At 57.3% G+C, this 15,610-nt stretch carries 12 protein-coding genes and 2 tRNA genes; 8 read left to right on the plus strand and 6 right to left on the minus strand.

All coding sequences use genetic code 11. The features are described from left to right. The first annotated feature begins 122 nt into the window (after window positions 1-122). Complete coding sequence (locus tag Q669_RS04475) at window positions 123-1,037, plus strand: AEC family transporter (protein ID WP_036148839.1); 915 nt, start codon at window positions 123-125, stop codon at window positions 1,035-1,037. On the opposite strand, the gene Q669_RS04480 is transcribed toward Q669_RS04475, so the two are convergent. Continuing rightward, complete coding sequence (locus tag Q669_RS04480) at window positions 1,017-1,982, minus strand: zinc ABC transporter substrate-binding protein (RefSeq protein ID WP_023009918.1); 966 nt, start codon at window positions 1,980-1,982, stop codon at window positions 1,017-1,019. The two genes, Q669_RS04475 and Q669_RS04480, sit on opposite strands and share 21 nt — an antisense overlap. A gap of 142 nt (window positions 1,983-2,124) precedes the next feature. On the opposite strand from Q669_RS04480, the gene gltX reads away from it, so the two are divergent. The 3 genes from gltX to Q669_RS04495 all read left to right on the plus strand — a co-directional run bounded on the left by gltX (window position 2,125) and on the right by Q669_RS04495 (window position 3,881). Beyond that, window positions 2,125-3,606: a glutamate--tRNA ligase gene (gene gltX, locus Q669_RS04485; RefSeq protein WP_023010485.1), complete on the plus strand. Its 1,482-nt coding sequence runs from the start codon at window positions 2,125-2,127 to the stop codon at window positions 3,604-3,606. Window positions 3,607-3,722: 116 nt separating this feature from the next. Then, a tRNA-Ala gene (locus tag Q669_RS04490) sits at window positions 3,723-3,798 on the plus strand. 7 nt (window positions 3,799-3,805) lie between these two features. Continuing rightward, window positions 3,806-3,881, plus strand: a tRNA-Glu gene (locus Q669_RS04495). A gap of 126 nt (window positions 3,882-4,007) precedes the next feature. On the opposite strand, the gene Q669_RS04500 is transcribed toward Q669_RS04495, so the two are convergent. Further along, a complete protein-coding gene (locus Q669_RS04500; RefSeq protein ID WP_023010484.1) occupies window positions 4,008-4,862 on the minus strand; it encodes a 6-carboxytetrahydropterin synthase in 855 nt (284 codons plus the stop codon). A gap of 12 nt (window positions 4,863-4,874) precedes the next feature. Here Q669_RS04500 and Q669_RS04505 point away from each other — a divergent pair, with 12 nt between their 5' ends. Next, on the plus strand, window positions 4,875-5,561 hold the full coding sequence (locus Q669_RS04505) for an NTP transferase domain-containing protein (protein WP_160170553.1): 687 nt from the start codon (window positions 4,875-4,877) through the stop codon (window positions 5,559-5,561). On the opposite strand, the gene Q669_RS04510 is transcribed toward Q669_RS04505, so the two are convergent. From Q669_RS04510 to Q669_RS04520, 3 genes are all read right to left on the minus strand, one after another. After that, on the minus strand, window positions 5,541-6,638 hold the full coding sequence (locus Q669_RS04510) for a response regulator (RefSeq protein ID WP_023010482.1): 1,098 nt from the start codon (window positions 6,636-6,638) through the stop codon (window positions 5,541-5,543). The two genes, Q669_RS04505 and Q669_RS04510, sit on opposite strands and share 21 nt — an antisense overlap. 51 nt (window positions 6,639-6,689) lie before the next feature. Next, window positions 6,690-8,075 carry an MORN repeat-containing protein gene (locus tag Q669_RS04515; protein ID WP_036148843.1) on the minus strand — a complete coding sequence of 462 codons (1,386 nt, stop codon included), beginning with the start codon at window positions 8,073-8,075 and terminating at the stop codon, window positions 6,690-6,692. Window positions 8,076-8,189: 114 nt separating this feature from the next. Next, on the minus strand, window positions 8,190-8,651 hold the full coding sequence (locus tag Q669_RS04520; RefSeq protein ID WP_036148845.1) for a hypothetical protein: 462 nt from the start codon (window positions 8,649-8,651) through the stop codon (window positions 8,190-8,192). A 99-nt stretch (window positions 8,652-8,750) separates the two neighbouring features. Here Q669_RS04520 and Q669_RS04525 point away from each other — a divergent pair, with 99 nt between their 5' ends. Further along, complete coding sequence (locus tag Q669_RS04525; protein ID WP_036148848.1) at window positions 8,751-11,675, plus strand: insulinase family protein; 2,925 nt, start codon at window positions 8,751-8,753, stop codon at window positions 11,673-11,675. A 44-nt stretch (window positions 11,676-11,719) separates the two neighbouring features. Here the strand turns inward: Q669_RS04525 and Q669_RS04530 are convergent, their stop codons facing one another. Beyond that, complete coding sequence (locus tag Q669_RS04530; protein ID WP_036148851.1) at window positions 11,720-12,535, minus strand: pyruvate, water dikinase regulatory protein; 816 nt, start codon at window positions 12,533-12,535, stop codon at window positions 11,720-11,722. A 132-nt stretch (window positions 12,536-12,667) separates the two neighbouring features. Between Q669_RS04530 and ppsA the strand changes: the two genes are divergently transcribed. Together ppsA and rraA are read left to right on the plus strand one after the other, a co-directional pair. Then, on the plus strand, window positions 12,668-15,040 hold the full coding sequence (gene ppsA / locus Q669_RS04535; RefSeq protein ID WP_014421120.1) for a phosphoenolpyruvate synthase: 2,373 nt from the start codon (window positions 12,668-12,670) through the stop codon (window positions 15,038-15,040). A gap of 32 nt (window positions 15,041-15,072) precedes the next feature. After that, window positions 15,073-15,552, plus strand: a complete 480-nt coding sequence (rraA, locus tag Q669_RS04540) for a ribonuclease E activity regulator RraA (protein ID WP_014421121.1) — start codon at window positions 15,073-15,075, stop codon at window positions 15,550-15,552. Window positions 15,553-15,610: the final 58 nt, after the last annotated feature.

Below are 15,610 nucleotides of genomic sequence, written 5' to 3' on the forward strand. Positions count from 1 at the left end.
GAGTTGAAGAAGCTCTGAATCTACCCCCGGGTGAGCAAAATGGCAACTGCGAACTTGCCGAAGATCTGTGCTAGTGTCTTGCACCTGTGAACGGGCTGGTGTCTGGTAGTCGGGAGGTGGTGATGCCAATGGTGGTTCAGGCTTTGATTCCTGTCTTCGTGCTGATCATGTTGGGCCATGGCTTGCGCCGCGTGGACTTTCCCGGAGGTGATTTCTGGCCCCGTGCGGAGCGCTTCACCTATTACGTACTGTTTCCTGCCATGCTGGTGTTCAAGCTTGGGCAGGCCCGGCTGCCTCCTTCCGCCTACGGTGATACGGCGATGCTGATTATCGCCATGCTGCTGGCGATGACGCTGGTGCTGGTGGCTGTGCAGTGGCTCTGGGGCTGGTCTGGTCCGGTGTTTTCTTCGGTATACCAGGGTGCGATTCGTTTCAATTCCTACGTGGGTCTGGCCGCGGGTGGCATGCTCCTGGGGGATGATGGGCTCTCGCTCACGGCTATCGCCGTGGCCATTATGGTGCCGTTGTTGAACCTGCTGTGTATTCTGATGTTCGCTCTGGTAGCAGGGCGAGAGCAAATCAATCTGGCGGCGGTGATTCGGGCGATTGTCACCAACCCGTTGATCGTCGGTTCGGTCATTGGCGTGCTCTGGAGCTATTTTCAGGTAGGGTTTCATCCCTTGCTGGCAGGCATACTGGAGCCGTTGAGTAATCTGGCGCTGCCGATGGGGCTTATGTGCGTGGGGGCTGGTTTGCAGCTCAGTGCCCTGCGTGGCGGTTCGGTTCCGTTTATTGTCTCCTCGGCTCTTAAACTGGTGGCGTTTCCACTGATGACCGCGGGCCTGGCCTGGATGCTCGGGCTGGAGGGGCTGCTGGTGCAAGTGGCGGTGCTGTTGGCGGCCTTGCCTACTGCCACGTCGGCCTACATTCTGGCGCGCCAGCTTGGCGGGGATGCGCCGCTGATGGCAGGGATCATCAGCGGGCAAACCCTGTTGGCGATGGTCTCTATTCCGGTGCTACTGAGCCTGCTCTGGTAAGCACTTGAGAACCGCATCGGCCACAGATTGCTGAAACTCGATGTAGCCTGCCGGTGTCGATTCAATGTCGGTTGCCAGCGGGTCCCAGGTGCTGAAGGTGACGTTCAGTCCTTCGGTAATGGAACGCCACCACTGGCGGTTGAATTGGGGCTCGGTCAGCAGGCACGGGTGATTGGCAGCTTCGAGCTTGGCCTGAACATCGGCGATGTGTCGGGCGCCAGGGGAAAGTTCCGGGTTCAGGGTCAGAACGCCTTCCAGCGTCAGCCCATAGTGCTCGGCGTAGCGGGTAAAGGCATCGTGATAGGCGAACAGGCTGATGTCATCCAGGCCGGCAAAGCTCGCTCGAATACTCTGCTCTTTGTTGAGCAGTTCGGTTTGAAAACGCTCCAGGTTGGCATTCAGTTCCTCGGGGTTTACGCCCTCAAGTTCGCTCAGTACATTCCGGATGCCTTTCGCCATGTCCAGTGCCAGCATCGGGTCTACCCATATATGTGGGTCTTCGCCGTCGCCGTGATCGTGGTGATGGACATCGGGTTCGTCATGATGCCCGTGATCATCGTGCTCTTCATGCTCAGGCTCATGGTTGTGTTCATCATGATGCTCGTCGTGCTCAGATTCAGCGCCTTCGCTTTCCAGGAAAGCCACCGATCGGCCAGCGAATTCCTTGCCACCGAGCAGACGGTTGAGGAAGGTTTCCATATCCGGGCCGACCCAGAAGATGACATCCGCCTGTTCCAGGGCACGCCGCTGAGAGGGCTTCATGCTGTAGTTATGGGGGCTGGAGCCGGGTGGTACCAGCGTTGATACCTCCACGCTGTCACCCGCGACAGCTTTGACCAGAAGTTCGACAGGTTTAATGGACGCAACCACATTGGTTGCGGCGGCGGGTGTTGCTATAGCCAGGGCTGAGAGTGCAAGGGCCAGGCGGGTGACATTCTGTGGCATGGTGTATCGAATCCTGCGTGTGCGCGAAACGTTATAATATAACAGTTTGTGTCGGGGATGCAAAAGCCGCCCATGCGAAACCTCAGGATGGCCGCTATAATGCGCCCTTTATAAATCGGCCACTTATTTTCAGGATGGTTTCATGACAGTACGCACCCGAATTGCCCCGTCGCCCACCGGCGATCCACACGTTGGTACCGCCTACGTGGCCCTGTTTAACCTTTGCTTTGCCCGTCAGCACGGCGGCCAGTTCATTTTGCGCATCGAAGACACCGATCAGGCCCGCAGTACCGCTGAATCCGAGCAGGATATTCTGACAGCGTTGCGGTGGCTGGGTCTGAATTGGGACGAGGGTCCCGACGTTGGCGGCCCCCACGGCCCGTATCGCCAGTCTGAGCGCAAGCACATGTACGGTCAGTATGCCGAGGACCTGGTCACCGCCGGCCATGCTTTCTACTGCTTCCGTACACCGGAAGAGCTGGATGCTATCCGCGAAGAGCGCAAGGCTCAGGGCCTGAATCCCGGCATCAAGGGCGATCTGGAGTTGCCGGAAGAAGAGGTAAAGCGCCGTCTGGATGCGGGTGATCCGTATGTTATCCGCATGAAAGTGCCCGACGAAGGCGTGTGTGAAATTCAGGATATGCTCCGGGGTACCATTGAGATCGATTGGGCTCAGGTGGACTGCCAGATCCTCTTGAAGTCTGATGGGATGCCGACCTATCACCTGGCCAATGTTGTTGATGACCATTTGATGGGCATTACCCACGTGCTGAGAGGTGAGGAATGGATCAATTCTGCGCCCAAGCACAAGCTGCTGTATCAGTACTTTGGCTGGGATATGCCAGAGTTGTGTCACCTGCCGCTGCTGCGTAACCCTGACAAGAGCAAGCTGTCGAAGCGCAAGAACCCGACCAGTATCAACTTTTACGAGCGTATGGGCTTCTTGCCAGAGGCTGTGACCAACTACCTGGGCCGTATGGGCTGGTCCATGCCGGACGAGCGTGAGAAATTCACTCTGGATGAGATGATCGAGAACTTTGATATCCAGCGCGTGTCCCTGGGTGGCCCCGTGTTTGACGTGGAAAAACTGCGTTGGCTCAACGGCCAGTGGATTCGTGAGGAGCTGAGCGACGAGCAGTTCATGGCGCGGATGCAACAGTGGTGGTTTAACCAGGACGACTTGAAAGCCCTGGTGCCCCATATCAAGGGTAGGGCAGAAGTGTTTTCCGATGTGGCGCCAATGGCCCAGTTCATGTTCAGCGGCATGCTGAATCTGAAGCCGGAGGACTTTGCCCATAACAAGCTGGATGAGAGTCAGGTCAAACGGGTGCTGCAGTTCGCCCTTTGGAAGCTGGAAGCTCAGCGCCACTGGAGCAAGGACACCATCTTTGCCGACATCAAGGCGTTGGCGAAAGCCATGGACCTGAAGATGGGCGATTTCATGTTCTCGATCTTTGTGGCCATTGCCGGAACGCCCAATTCCTGGTCAGTGATGGACTCCATGGCGTTGCTGGGCCCGGATATGACTCGCTCCCGTTTGCGTCATGCCCTTGAGGTTATGGGTGGTTTTTCCAAGAAAGAAACCAAAAAAGTAGAGAAGGAATACGCCGCTCTGGGTGTTTGATGAGCGGTTTGTTGGTTAATTGAACGATGAGAACAGGGATGTTCAAAAAACTTTAAAAAAAGCGGAATCGGGTGTTGACGCCCCAAGGGCGGATCCTTAATATACGCATCCGTTGAGGGGCCATAGCTCAGCTGGGAGAGCGCAACACTGGCAGTGTTGAGGTCAGCGGTTCGATCCCGCTTGGCTCCACCAATTTCTAGTCCCCTTCGTCTAGTGGCCTAGGACTCCGCCCTTTCACGGCGGCAACAGGGGTTCGAACCCCCTAGGGGACGCCAATTAGGCTTGACGGTTTAGTCCACCGGATAGCCATCAAAAAAACCGCCTTCGGGCGGTTTTTTTGTGTCTGAACGAATGAGCTGCGGGATTCGCGCCGTTTAGGGCGCCAATCCCGGATGGCCGGTTCAGGCTCGTATGGCAATAGCGCCTTTGCCCACTCCCTCGTAGGCTTTTACCCGAATTTCCTCTCCGGAGAACTCCGCTTTCAGTTTGTCCGCAATGTGGGCGGCAATCAGCTCTACGGTTGTGTCCGTTTCCAGCATGTATACCCGGTGCTCAGGCAGTGTCAGGGCAAACTCTCCCTGGTTGGCTTCATACTCGAAGGTGATATAGCCAATGCCATCCTCGCCCACGAATCGGCGAGCCACGTCTTCTTCCGTGCCCACATAGATATCCTGCCAGAGCTTCGCCCAGCGTTCTTCCAGGTCATAGGCCCGGTGTCCGTTGCGGTCAATGCGTATCGGGGAGCGATGCCCATGGGCAATGCGCTGGCAGTTGCCCAGGTGCTTTTTCAGGCCGTGAACATAGTGGTAGTAAGCGCCTTCGATGACTTCTTCGCGCAGGTTGATGTCGACGGAGGTGACATTGCCGGGCAGAACGGCTTTAAGCTCTTTTTCCAGCAGGGCGGCCACAGCAGACGGGACGACCCGGTCCGAGGACAGCCAGACAACGGCTTCGTCCGGCGAGCTGTGCTCGATGTGACCGCCGCCAGAGAGTGCCCAGCGGAAAGTGTTGGGCGCGTCCTCGCTCCATTGCAGGCCTTCGTATCCGCGGGGAATCACCAACCGGTGGTCAACGCGTTCGTCAATCACCCTTTTGATGGTGCGCTTGACGTTGCTGAAGTCAAAGACCATACCCTGTTCGTCCAGTTCTCCTCCCAGCACCACATCGGCAATCCAGCTTTCGCCAACCAGGCCTCGAGCGGGATCCAGATAGGCGAAATCAATCACAGTGAGGTTGTCGACAAAGAGATGGTTCATGGAGGGTCCGGCGTGGTCAGGTTGCATGATGGCGGAATTCTAGCAAAAATCGCTGCATTCAGCAGTTTCAGGGGGCGCATCATAAACGCGAATCATAGCATCAAGGATCCGCAGTTTCCGGCATTGGTGCTGGCAGCCGGCCAGGCGAGACGAATGGGGTGTTACAAGCAGGCCTTGAAACTGCCAGGTGGCGATTCATTGCTGGGGCACGCCATTAGTCAGGCGCGGCAGCTATCGGCGCAGACGTGGGTGGTTGCGGGCGCAGGCTACCCTCTGGTGCGCTTTCGCTGCAATCGGCAACCGGCGCACTGGGTGGTTAACGAGCGTTGGCGGGAGGGCTTGTCGACGTCGTTGATTGCCGGCCTGCAGGCGCTTTCTCCCGCTGCTTTGGGTGTGTTTGTGCTGTTGGCAGACCAGCCCTTACTGGATACCGAAGGGCTCAGACGGCTGTCCGCAAACGCCCGGCGGAAGCCAGAGGTGCCCTGGGCAGCCAGTTATGGCAAGCGGGTAGGCGTGCCAGCCTGGATTCCGAAATCGCTCTGGGGAGATCTGTTATTGCTTAAAGGCGATGCGGGGGCGGGGGTGGTTCTGAACCGGGCCGGAACCCGTCCGGTTGAAATAGCCGGGGTGCAACAGGACGTTGACACCCCTCAGGACTGGCAGCAGGTCCGTGGGCAATTAGCCGAACAGGCCGGATAACCAGGCGATTCCTACGCTGAAAATACCCAGACTGATGGCCAGGCCAACGGTATAGATACGCGAGTTGGCCGAGCGCTGCTGAGACACGTACAGATCGATGGTGCGCTGGGCAATGTCCTCGGCGGTCTCCCGGGAAATCTCGTGGGCCTGCTGAATGGCTTCCGACTGCAGGGTTTGCCAGAACTCGGTGTCGATGGTCTGTACGCTGGTGATGTGGTCCTTCAGCTCTGCCATATGCTCGGAGGTGAATCCGGCGTTTTTGGAGAGTTCTTTTTTCAGGGAAGTAAGCTCGCGCCCCAGGTTCAGGTTAACTTCGGCAGCCACTTCGTCGCGCAGGTTGCGGGTGCGTTCATCCAGCATCTTGCTGAGTGACTCCAGGCGCTCCTCGATAGTGGCTTCCTGCCTGCTGCGGGTTTCGTCCAGCGCACGCTTGAGGTGATCGAACTGCTCGTCGAAAAGAGAGCTGAGCAGTTCATGCAGCCGGTTGTTGATATGAGTCTTGACCGCCGAGCGGGCAATCTGCTCAATCAGGTCGCTGGTCAGAGGCACCACATTCGGGGCGCTTTGGCCGTTCAGGCCGCTTTCTGCTTTTGGCGACAGTTGCACAGAGGCATCCTCCGGAAAGTCCATGGGTTCGTCATCTGACTCGCGCAGGTCATGGCCGTTCATTTCAACAGGTGCTTCTGGCACGTTCCCCTGCTCGACGTCACTGGCCAACTGCTCCAGCATCAGGTTGAGACCTTCGTTGTGAGGCGGCTTGGTAAGGATGTTGTAGACACCAAAGTTGCGCGCTTCCTCCATAAAGGAAGAGGATTTCTTGGAGGTACACATGATGATCGGAATGCCGGCCGTTTCCGGGTTGTTCTTGATGGCCTTGGTGGCTTCCACGCCATTCATGCCGGGCATCAGGTGATCCATAAAGATCACGTCTGGCCGGTCGTGGCTCTTCAGGAAATCCAGCGCTTCTTCTGCTGATCCCGCCATGTTCACTTCCATGTCCCGACTCTCGAGCAGTTTGCTTAGCGCAAACCTGGCAACTTTGGAGTCGTCCACCAGCAGAGCATTTTTGATTGCCATGTCACTACCTCAACCTGTTACTGCAAACGCGTGGGTGCTGCGACCGGGTGATTACCAGCCTTCCAGTTGCGGGCACTGGGTTGCCCGATAACTCTTTTCCCGATAACAGACACCGGGTTCCGTGGTGCGGGCGGTAAACACTTCGCCGGCCGCGGTTGTCAGGCGAACCTGTCCATAGGGTTCACCATGGCGGAAAGTGGCCTCGATGGAGCTGCCGTTAGGGTTGCGCAGCAGGCCTTTGCCGTGGAACTTGCCTTCCATGTACTGGCCATCGTATTTCTTTCCGTCAGCAAAGACTTCCGAGCCCTTGCCATGAAATTCGCCGTTGGAGAATTCGCCTTCGTAGGAGCGTCCGTCCGGGTAGGTGAGGGCGCCCTGGCCGTGGAATTCATCATTCCGAAAGCCGCCAACGTACAGCATGCCATCGGCGGTGGTCAGGGAACCATGGCCATTCATACGGCCCTGCTCCCAGTTTCCGGTCAATATGTCGCCGTTGGCCAGGGTAAGCGTGCCCTTGCCGTGGAACTGATCGTTCTGGAACTGGCCGGTATAAGTCGTGCCGTCTGCGGAGCGCCAGCGCCCCTCACCGTGCCGTTCGCCCTGTTTCCAGTCGCCCTCGTAGCGGCTTCCATCGGAGTACCACGCGGTACCGGAACCATCAAACTCGGCGTCCACGAAGTGGCCTTCATAACGCAGGCCGGAGCTATCTTCCCAGGTGCCATCACCAGTGGTGATGCCGCCGCGCCATTCACCATTCCTGTAGTTTACGGTGGTGAAGGCTTCCAGTTTGCCGACCAGCGTGAGTTCGTCGCCGGCTTCCAGTGCCACTGAATTGCTCCAGGACTGGTATCCGGGCTTTTCGATGGTGATGTCATAGAGGCCGGGGTCCAGCTCCAGGTCCAGGCGGGTGGCGCCATAGGATTTACCGTTGATCGTAACCTGATCGCCCACCACGTTGGAGCGTAACACCAGGGTGCCGGTTTTCGGAGGCTCGGGCGCGGGTTTCGTCTCCGGCACGTCGCGTTGGGAACGCATAGCCGAAACTGGTTCGGCCATGGCCAGCATTTCCGGGTTTTCGGGCATTGGTTCAACGGTGAACGGTTCGCTGTTTGCTGCTGTTTCGGCTTGTTCGCCGGTGGCCGGAAGCGCGTTGTCGACGGGCTGCGGCGTCTCCGGAGTGTCTGCCAATGGTGTCTCGCGGGTATCAGCAAACAGCGGCTCTTCAGCCACAGGTGCGGGTGTTTCGGCTTCAATCCGGGTTGTGGGTGTTTTCGCGGCTGAGGTTTCCGGCGCGGTGGCATGCTCCACGGTTTGCGCCAGAGCCGGAGCTGTGGTGTCGGTGGTATCCAGATCCTTGCGAACCGATGCGAATCCGGCAGTAACCAGAAGCATGAGCGCAAGTGCATTGATGAACAGCAGCGGCCTGAAATCGACCATGACAAAACCTCTTGATCCAAGTGTTCCGGATGCTTTGTTATGGGTTCATCTTAACCACTGTCTGCAACGTTATGTAACAGAAAGTGTCTGAACTTGATCAGAATGCCGGTCGTATCACATTTTGTCCGGAAGCCGATCATGGTTAAGTTGCTCCCAGGACTTCATGTAAACATCGGCTTCATATTGATAGGGAGACCGGAACGGGGTCAGAACAAAATCGAATATCAGGAAAAAGGAGCCGATCGACAGCCAGGCGATCGTCAGGGTGCTGATGGTCGTGGCCTGTTCCTCCGGATTCGAGTTGACGAACCCCTGCAGCATCGGGATCAGGTCACCGGCCATGACTACCGGGTTGAAGCTGGCCAGGACAAAGGGCAGCCAGAAGGCAATGAAGATGGGGAAGAAGCCGTAAGACCACAGCACACGCCGTAACAGGTAGATAGCAACTTCCCGCCAGAATCGCTGTCGAATCTCGGGAACTTTGCGGATTCGCTCGAGATACTGGCGCCGTTCGGCCCACCAGGCGGCAACTTCAGGGGCGTCGATGTGGGATTTGTCTGGGCTGTGGTCTGTCATGGATTGGCAGGCTACCTTGTTGAGTCCGTTCCGTGCATGATATCCGATACTACGTGTTACCCTGTAATTCTCCAATTGTTCTATACACAGGATTTTTTAATGGCTGCAGTGACTGACAACGCAATCCATCCGGCTTTTGAGAAACTTCGCAGTCACCGGATCGGCACCCTGAACCTTGAGGTTGAGGAGTATCGCCATAAAAAGACCGGTGCACGCCATCTTCACCTGGCGGCGGATAACGACGAGAACGTATTCTTCGTTGCTTTGCGAACGTTCCCGATGGATTCGACCGGTGTCGCCCACATCCTGGAGCATACCGCCCTGTGCGGCAGTGAGCGTTACCCGGTGCGTGATCCGTTCTTTATGATGATTCGCCGCTCCCTGAACACTTTCATGAATGCGTTCACCAGCAGCGACTGGACCGCTTATCCCTTTGCCAGCATGAACCGAAAGGACTTCGACAATCTGCTGTCGGTATACCTGGATTCCGTGTTCTTCTCCAAGCTGGACCCGCTGGATTTTGCACAGGAAGGTCATCGCCTGGAATTTGACAAGCCGGATGACCCATCCAGCGACCTGGTCTACCGGGGTGTGGTCTACAACGAGATGAAAGGGGCGATGAGTGCACCTACCTCCCAGCTCTGGCAGAACCTGACCAGCCATCTGTTCCCGACCACCACTTATCACTACAACAGCGGCGGCGAGCCGGATCATATTGTCGATCTGAGTTATGACGACCTGGTGAAGTTCTATCGCCACCACTATCACCCGAGTAACGCGATTTTTGCGACCTACGGCAATATCCCGGCCCGGGAGCACCACGAGAAGTTTGAAGAGCTGGCGCTGAAACGGTTCGATCGGCTGGATATTGAACTGCCGGTGAAAGACGAGAAGCGCATGTTCGCGCCGGTCCGGGTAGAGCAGGGCTATGCGGTAAATGAAGGAGAGGGCACCGACAACAAGACCCACATTGTGATGGGGTGGTTGTTGGGCCACAGCTTCGACCTGCAGGAAAATCTTGAAGGCCAGTTATTGTCTGCCGTCTTGCTGGAAAACAGCGCATCGCCGTTGATGCGGGCGCTGGAAACCACAGACCTGGGCCATGCGCCGTCTCCCATGTGCGGGCTGGAGGATTCCAACCGGGAAATGACCTTCGTTTGCGGTATTGAGGGCAGCGAGCCGGAGCGCCGGGCGGATCTGGAACAGCTGATTGAGTCTACGCTGCAGAAGGTGGTGGATGACGGTGTCAGCCAGGAGCGCCTCGAGGCCATCCTGCATCAGCTGGAACTGCACCAGCGGGAGATTGCCGGAGACCAGTTCCCCTACGGCTTGCAACTGATCATGAGCGCGATTGCCCCCATGGTTCATGGTGGTGATCCGGTGGAACTGCTGGATCTCGAGCCGGTATTGGCCACATTGAGGGAAAAGATCAAGGATCCCGAGTATGTGCCCGGGCTGATCCGGCGCAAGTTGCTGGAGAACCCGCACCGGGTAACCCTGACCTTGCGCCCGGATGAAAAACTCGAAGGCCGTCGTCAGCAGGCCATCAAGGAAGCCCTTGCCCGGCGCAAGGCGGAGCTGTCCGACGATGATATCAGCCATATTGTGCAGCGTGCTCAGGCACTGGAAGAGCGCCAGATGCGCAAGGATGATGATTCCATACTGCCCAAGGTTGGGCTGGATGATGTGCCGCTGCAGATGCCGGAGCCGGAGGGACGGTACGATGCCGAAACCGGTGCGACCGTTTATTCCCGAGGCACTAATGGCCTGGTGTATCAGCAGGTGGTGCTACCGCTGCCGGCTCTGAGCAAAGACGAACTGTTGCTGTTGCCTTATTACACCACTCTGATTTCCGAAGTGGGGTGTGGAGAGCTGGATTACTTGCAAATGCAGGATCGTATTTCTGCGGAATCTGGCGGCATCGGCGCTTCTTTTACTGCCAAGGGGCAGATTGATGATGTTCAGGCTATGACCGGCTATCTGATTTTCAGTGGCAAGGCGCTGAGCCGCAACAGCAAAGCGCTGACCCGCCTGCTGAAGGATGTCTACACCGGGGCCCGTTTTGACGAAAAAGAGCGTGTTCGTGAGATCATTGCCCAGATCCGGGCTCGCCGTGAGCAGGCGGTGACGGGCAGCGGGCATGCCCTGGCCATGGGCGCAGCGGCTCAGGGCGTCAGTTCCGGTGCCTGGTTGTCGTACCGTCTGGGTGGTCTGGCTGGAATTCGTGGTACCAAGGAGCTTGATCAGCAGCTCAAAGATGAAGCCGGCCTGGCCGATTTCTGTGGCAAGCTGGCCGCGCTGCACAACCGTATTCGCAGCCAGAACCGGCAGTTCCTGCTGATTGGTGAGGACGAGCAGTTGGCGCCCATGCTGGATGAATTAGGTACCTGCTGGAACGGTGTGGCTGCAGAGGGCGAGGGCGACTGGTCCATGGAGCCGGTCAGCTATAACACTCGGGAGGCCTGGCTGACTTCTACCCAGGTCAACTTCTGCGCCAAAGCCTACCCAACGGTTGCCGTGGATCATCCGGACGCAGCTGCGCTGACGGTGCTGGGTGGATTCCTCCGGAACGGTTACCTGCATCGGGCCATTCGCGAAAAAGGCGGAGCCTACGGTGGCGGTGCTGGCCAGGACAGCGTGAATGGTGTTTTCCGGTTCTTCTCCTATCGGGATCCCCGCCTTGCGGAAACCCTCGACGACTTCGATGCAGCGCTGAACTGGCTGCACGGGGAAACGCATGAGCATCAGGCTCTGGAAGAGGCCATTCTGGGTGTGATCGGCCAACTCGACCGGCCCCGCTCGCCAGCCGGAGCGGCTCGCCATGCTTACCACAACAAGCTGTTCGGGCGTACCCCGGAGCAGCGTGCCCGTTTCCGTGAGCGGGTTCTTGGTGTCACTCTGGACGAGCTTCAGCGCGTGGCCAGGACCTGGCTTGCGCCTGAAAAGGCCAATGTGGCCGTGGTGACAAGCCCGGACAACCGTGCGGTTGTGGAAGGGCTTGGCATGGATATTCAGGAACTCTGATCAGACCGGCAGAGGGCCACTGGCTCTCTGCCTGGTTTCCCGCCTCAGCGGTGCCGCTTCAGGCCCGTTGTCACCATGATTCTCGTCGAGATTTCCTCAACGGAATACGCCGTGGTATTCAGATAGGGAATCCGCTCCCGCTTGTACATCAACTCGATTTCTTCAATCTCGTGCATGCATTGCTGCAGCGACGAGTAGCGGGAGTTTGGCCGGCGCTCGTTACGGATGGTGGCAAGGCGTTCCGGTTCGATGGTCAGGCCAAACAGTTTTTCTTTGTGGGGCCGGAGCGCTGCGGGCATCTTCTGGTCGTCCAGGTCTTCTTCGGTAATCGGATAGTTGGCGGCCTTGATGCCGTACTGCAGAGCCAGGTACAGGCAGGTGGGCGTTTTACCGCTGCGGGAGGCTCCGATCAGTATCAGGTCAGCCTCGTCGTAATGCCGGGTGCGGGCGCCATCGTCATTATCCAGGGCAAAGTTGACTGCGTGGATTCGGCGCTCGTAGCTGCCTGCGTTATTGATGGAGTGGGATTTGCCCACGGTGTAGGAGGAAGACGAGTTAAGTTCCTGCTCCAGGGGGTTCAGGAAGGTCCCGAATATATCCACCATAAAGCCGTCGGCCCGGCTGATGATTTCCCGGATACTGCCATTAACGATGGTGTCGAACACCAGCGGCCGTTCACCGTCGATTTCCGACGCTTTGTTGATGCGGCTGACAAGATCCCGGGCCTTCTCCTCATCGTCGATATAGGGCACGGTAACCCGCTCAAACTCGATTTTTTCAAACTGCGCCAAAAGGGCATGGCCGAGCGCTTCTGCCGTAAGGCCAGTGCCATCAGAGATAAAAAACGCCGTTCTTTTCATGGTCGTATCCGGTCTGGTTTGAACTTGTTCCCGGGAGTCTTTGGTTGCCTCCCTAGGTAATTTCCGCAGCTTACAGTATCATACACGCCAGATTCGAGACTCCGCGCTACACAGACTCAAGGGAGACACGCTTTGGAAGATTACATTATCTGGTTTGACCACCTGGGAATGTCCGACGTAGACCGGGTTGGAGGCAAGAATGCTTCCCTCGGTGAAATGATCAGTAATCTCGCCAATGCTGGTGTTACCGTCCCTGGCGGTTTCGCTACCACTGCTCATGCTTACCGTGAATTCCTGGCCACCGACGGCCTGAAAGACCGCATTGACGAAGCCCTGGATGCCCTGGATGTCAACGACGTTAACGAACTGGCGCGGGTTGGCTCCCAGATTCGCCAGTGGGTAATCGACACCGCGTTTCCGGAAGTGCTGGATAACGCCTTGAAAGAAGCTTATGCCAAGCTTCAGGCCGGTAATGACCAGATGGCTGTCGCGGTGCGTTCCTCCGCCACCGCGGAGGACCTTCCTGATGCCTCTTTCGCCGGCCAGCAGGAAACCTTCCTGAACGTGGTGGGCCTGGAGCAGGTTCGTACCTCGGTGAAAGAGGTGTTTGCCTCGCTGTTCAATGACCGGGCGATCTCCTATCGCGTGCACCATGGTTTTGATCACAAGCTGGTAGCGTTGTCTGCCGGTATCCAGAAGATGGTTCGCAGTGAAACCGCTTCCAGCGGTGTTATGTTCACCCTGGATACCGAGTCCGGTTTCCGCGATGTCGTGTTTATTACCTCCTCATACGGCCTCGGTGAAACCGTGGTGCAGGGTGCCGTGAACCCTGACGAATTCTACGTACACAAGCCGACCCTGGAAGCCGGACGTCCGTCGGTATTGCGCCGTAACCTCGGCAGCAAGGCCATCAAGATGGTTTACCATTCCGAACCGGGTGAAGGTAAGTTTGTTGAAACCGTGAAGGTAGAGCAGGAAGACCGTAATCGTTTTTCCATCACCGATGCGGAAGTGGAAGAACTGGCCAAGCAGGCCATGATTATTGAAAAGCATTACCAGCGCCCGATGGACATTGAGTGGGCCAAAGATGGTGATGACGGCAAGATCTACATCGTTCAGGCCCGGCCGGAAACGGTCAAGAGTCGTGCAGCTGCCAATGTGATGGAACGTTACCTGCTGAAGGAAACCGGCAAAGTACTGGTGGAAGGTCGCAGTATCGGCCACAAGATCGGCAGTGGCCCGGTGAAGATCATCACCAGCATTAACGAAATGGACCGGGTACAGGCCGGCGACGTGCTCGTCACCGATATGACCGACCCGGACTGGGAGCCGGTGATGAAGCGGGCTTCGGCCATTGTTACCGACCGTGGCGGCCGTACCTGCCACGCCGCCATTATTGCCCGGGAGTTGGGTATTCCGGCGGTTGTGGGCTGTGGCGATGCCACCGAGGTGCTCAAGGACGGTCAGGACGTGACCGTCTCCTGCGCCGAAGGTGACACCGGTATGATCTACGAGGGTGCTCTGGACTTCGAGCTGCGTGAGAATACCGTGGACTCCATGCCCAACATTCCGTTCAAGATTATGATGAACGTGGGTAACCCGGACCGCGCCTTTGACTTCCAGGCGCTGCCCAATGAAGGTGTGGGCCTGGCCCGCCTTGAGTTCATCATTAACCGGATGATCGGCGTGCACCCGAAAGCGCTGTTGAACTTCGATGGCCTGCCCCGTGACATCAAACAGACCGTGGAAAAGCGCATTTCCGGCTATGCCTCACCGGTGGATTTCTACGTGGACAAGCTGGTGGAAGGTATTTCCACCCTGGCAGCGGCGTTCGCTCCCAAGAAAGTGATTGTGCGTTTGTCCGACTTCAAATCCAATGAGTACGCCAATCTGATTGGCGGCACTCTGTACGAGCCGGACGAAGAGAACCCGATGCTGGGCTTCCGTGGTGCGTCGCGCTATATCTCCGATACCTTCCGCGACTGTTTCGAGCTTGAGTGTCGGGCTCTGAAGAAAGTCCGCAATGAAATGGGCCTGACCAACGTTGAAGTGATGGTGCCGTTCGTACGGACTGTCGGCGAAGCTGAGCAGGTGGTGAATCTGCTGGCGGAAAACGGCCTGAAGCGTGGTGAGAACGGCCTGCGGGTCATCATGATGTGTGAACTGCCAGCCAATGCCATTCTGGCGGAGCAGTTCCTGGAGCACTTTGATGGCTTCTCCATTGGTTCCAACGATCTGACTCAGCTGACGCTCGGTCTGGACCGGGATTCCGGCATTATTGCCCACCTGTTCGATGAGCGTAACGATGCGGTGAAGGCGCTCTTGTCCAACGCGATCCAGGCCTGCAAGAAAACCGGTAAGTATATCGGCATCTGTGGTCAGGGCCCGTCAGATCATCCGGATCTGGCCAAGTGGCTGATGGATGAGGGCATTGATACTGTGTCTCTGAACCCGGATTCGGTACTCGATACCTGGTTCTTCCTGGCCGACGAGAAGATCGACTGATCACCAACACTTGGGAAAAGGAGAGTGACAACGTGAGCAAGATTATTACTCCGGATCTGTGTGACGAATTTCCGGAAGTGCAGGTGGTCGAACCTGGCTTCAACAATTACGGTGGCGTGCGCCAGTTCGGCGGTGAGATCGTGACCGTGAAGTGTTTTGAAGACAACTCAGTGGTGAAAGAGCAGGTTGGTCTGCCCGGTAACGGCCGCGTGATGGTGGTTGACGGTGGCGCGTCCAGGCGCAATGCCCTGCTGGGGGATATGCTGGCCGAGAAAGCCGCGGAAAACGGCTGGGCTGGCCTGATCATCTATGGCTGCATCCGTGATGTAGATGAGATTGGACAGACTAATCTGGGCGTTCAGGCTCTGGGTACCGTACCGCGCAAGACTGAAAAGCGTGGTATCGGTGATCTGAATATCCCGGTGACATTCCACGGTGTGACGTTCAAGCCCGGGCAGTACGTGTATGCCGATAACAATGGCATCATCGTCTCCGAGAAGCCGCTGGTTTAAGCCGCGGCCTCGGCACAGACAAAAACGGCGGCCTTTGGAGGCTGTGTGAAAACAGCCT

The sequence above is a fragment of the Marinobacter sp. C1S70 genome (genome assembly GCF_000475355.1).
GTDB lineage: Bacteria > Pseudomonadota > Gammaproteobacteria > Pseudomonadales > Oleiphilaceae > Marinobacter > Marinobacter nauticus.

Coding starts and splice junctions, on each gene's coding strand:
- Q669_RS04475 (WP_036148839.1), top strand. CDS start 123: ATGCCAATGGTGGTTCAGGCTTTGATTCCTGTCTTCGTGCTGATCATG.
- Q669_RS04480 (WP_023009918.1), bottom strand. CDS start 1,982: ATGCCACAGAATGTCACCCGCCTGGCCCTTGCACTCTCAGCCCTGGCT.
- gltX (WP_023010485.1), top strand. CDS start 2,125: ATGACAGTACGCACCCGAATTGCCCCGTCGCCCACCGGCGATCCACAC.
- Q669_RS04500 (WP_023010484.1), bottom strand. CDS start 4,862: ATGAACCATCTCTTTGTCGACAACCTCACTGTGATTGATTTCGCCTAT.
- Q669_RS04510 (WP_023010482.1), bottom strand. CDS start 6,638: ATGGCAATCAAAAATGCTCTGCTGGTGGACGACTCCAAAGTTGCCAGG.
- Q669_RS04515 (WP_036148843.1), bottom strand. CDS start 8,075: ATGGTCGATTTCAGGCCGCTGCTGTTCATCAATGCACTTGCGCTCATG.
- Q669_RS04520 (WP_036148845.1), bottom strand. CDS start 8,651: ATGACAGACCACAGCCCAGACAAATCCCACATCGACGCCCCTGAAGTT.
- Q669_RS04525 (WP_036148848.1), top strand. CDS start 8,751: ATGGCTGCAGTGACTGACAACGCAATCCATCCGGCTTTTGAGAAACTT.
- Q669_RS04530 (WP_036148851.1), bottom strand. CDS start 12,535: ATGAAAAGAACGGCGTTTTTTATCTCTGATGGCACTGGCCTTACGGCA.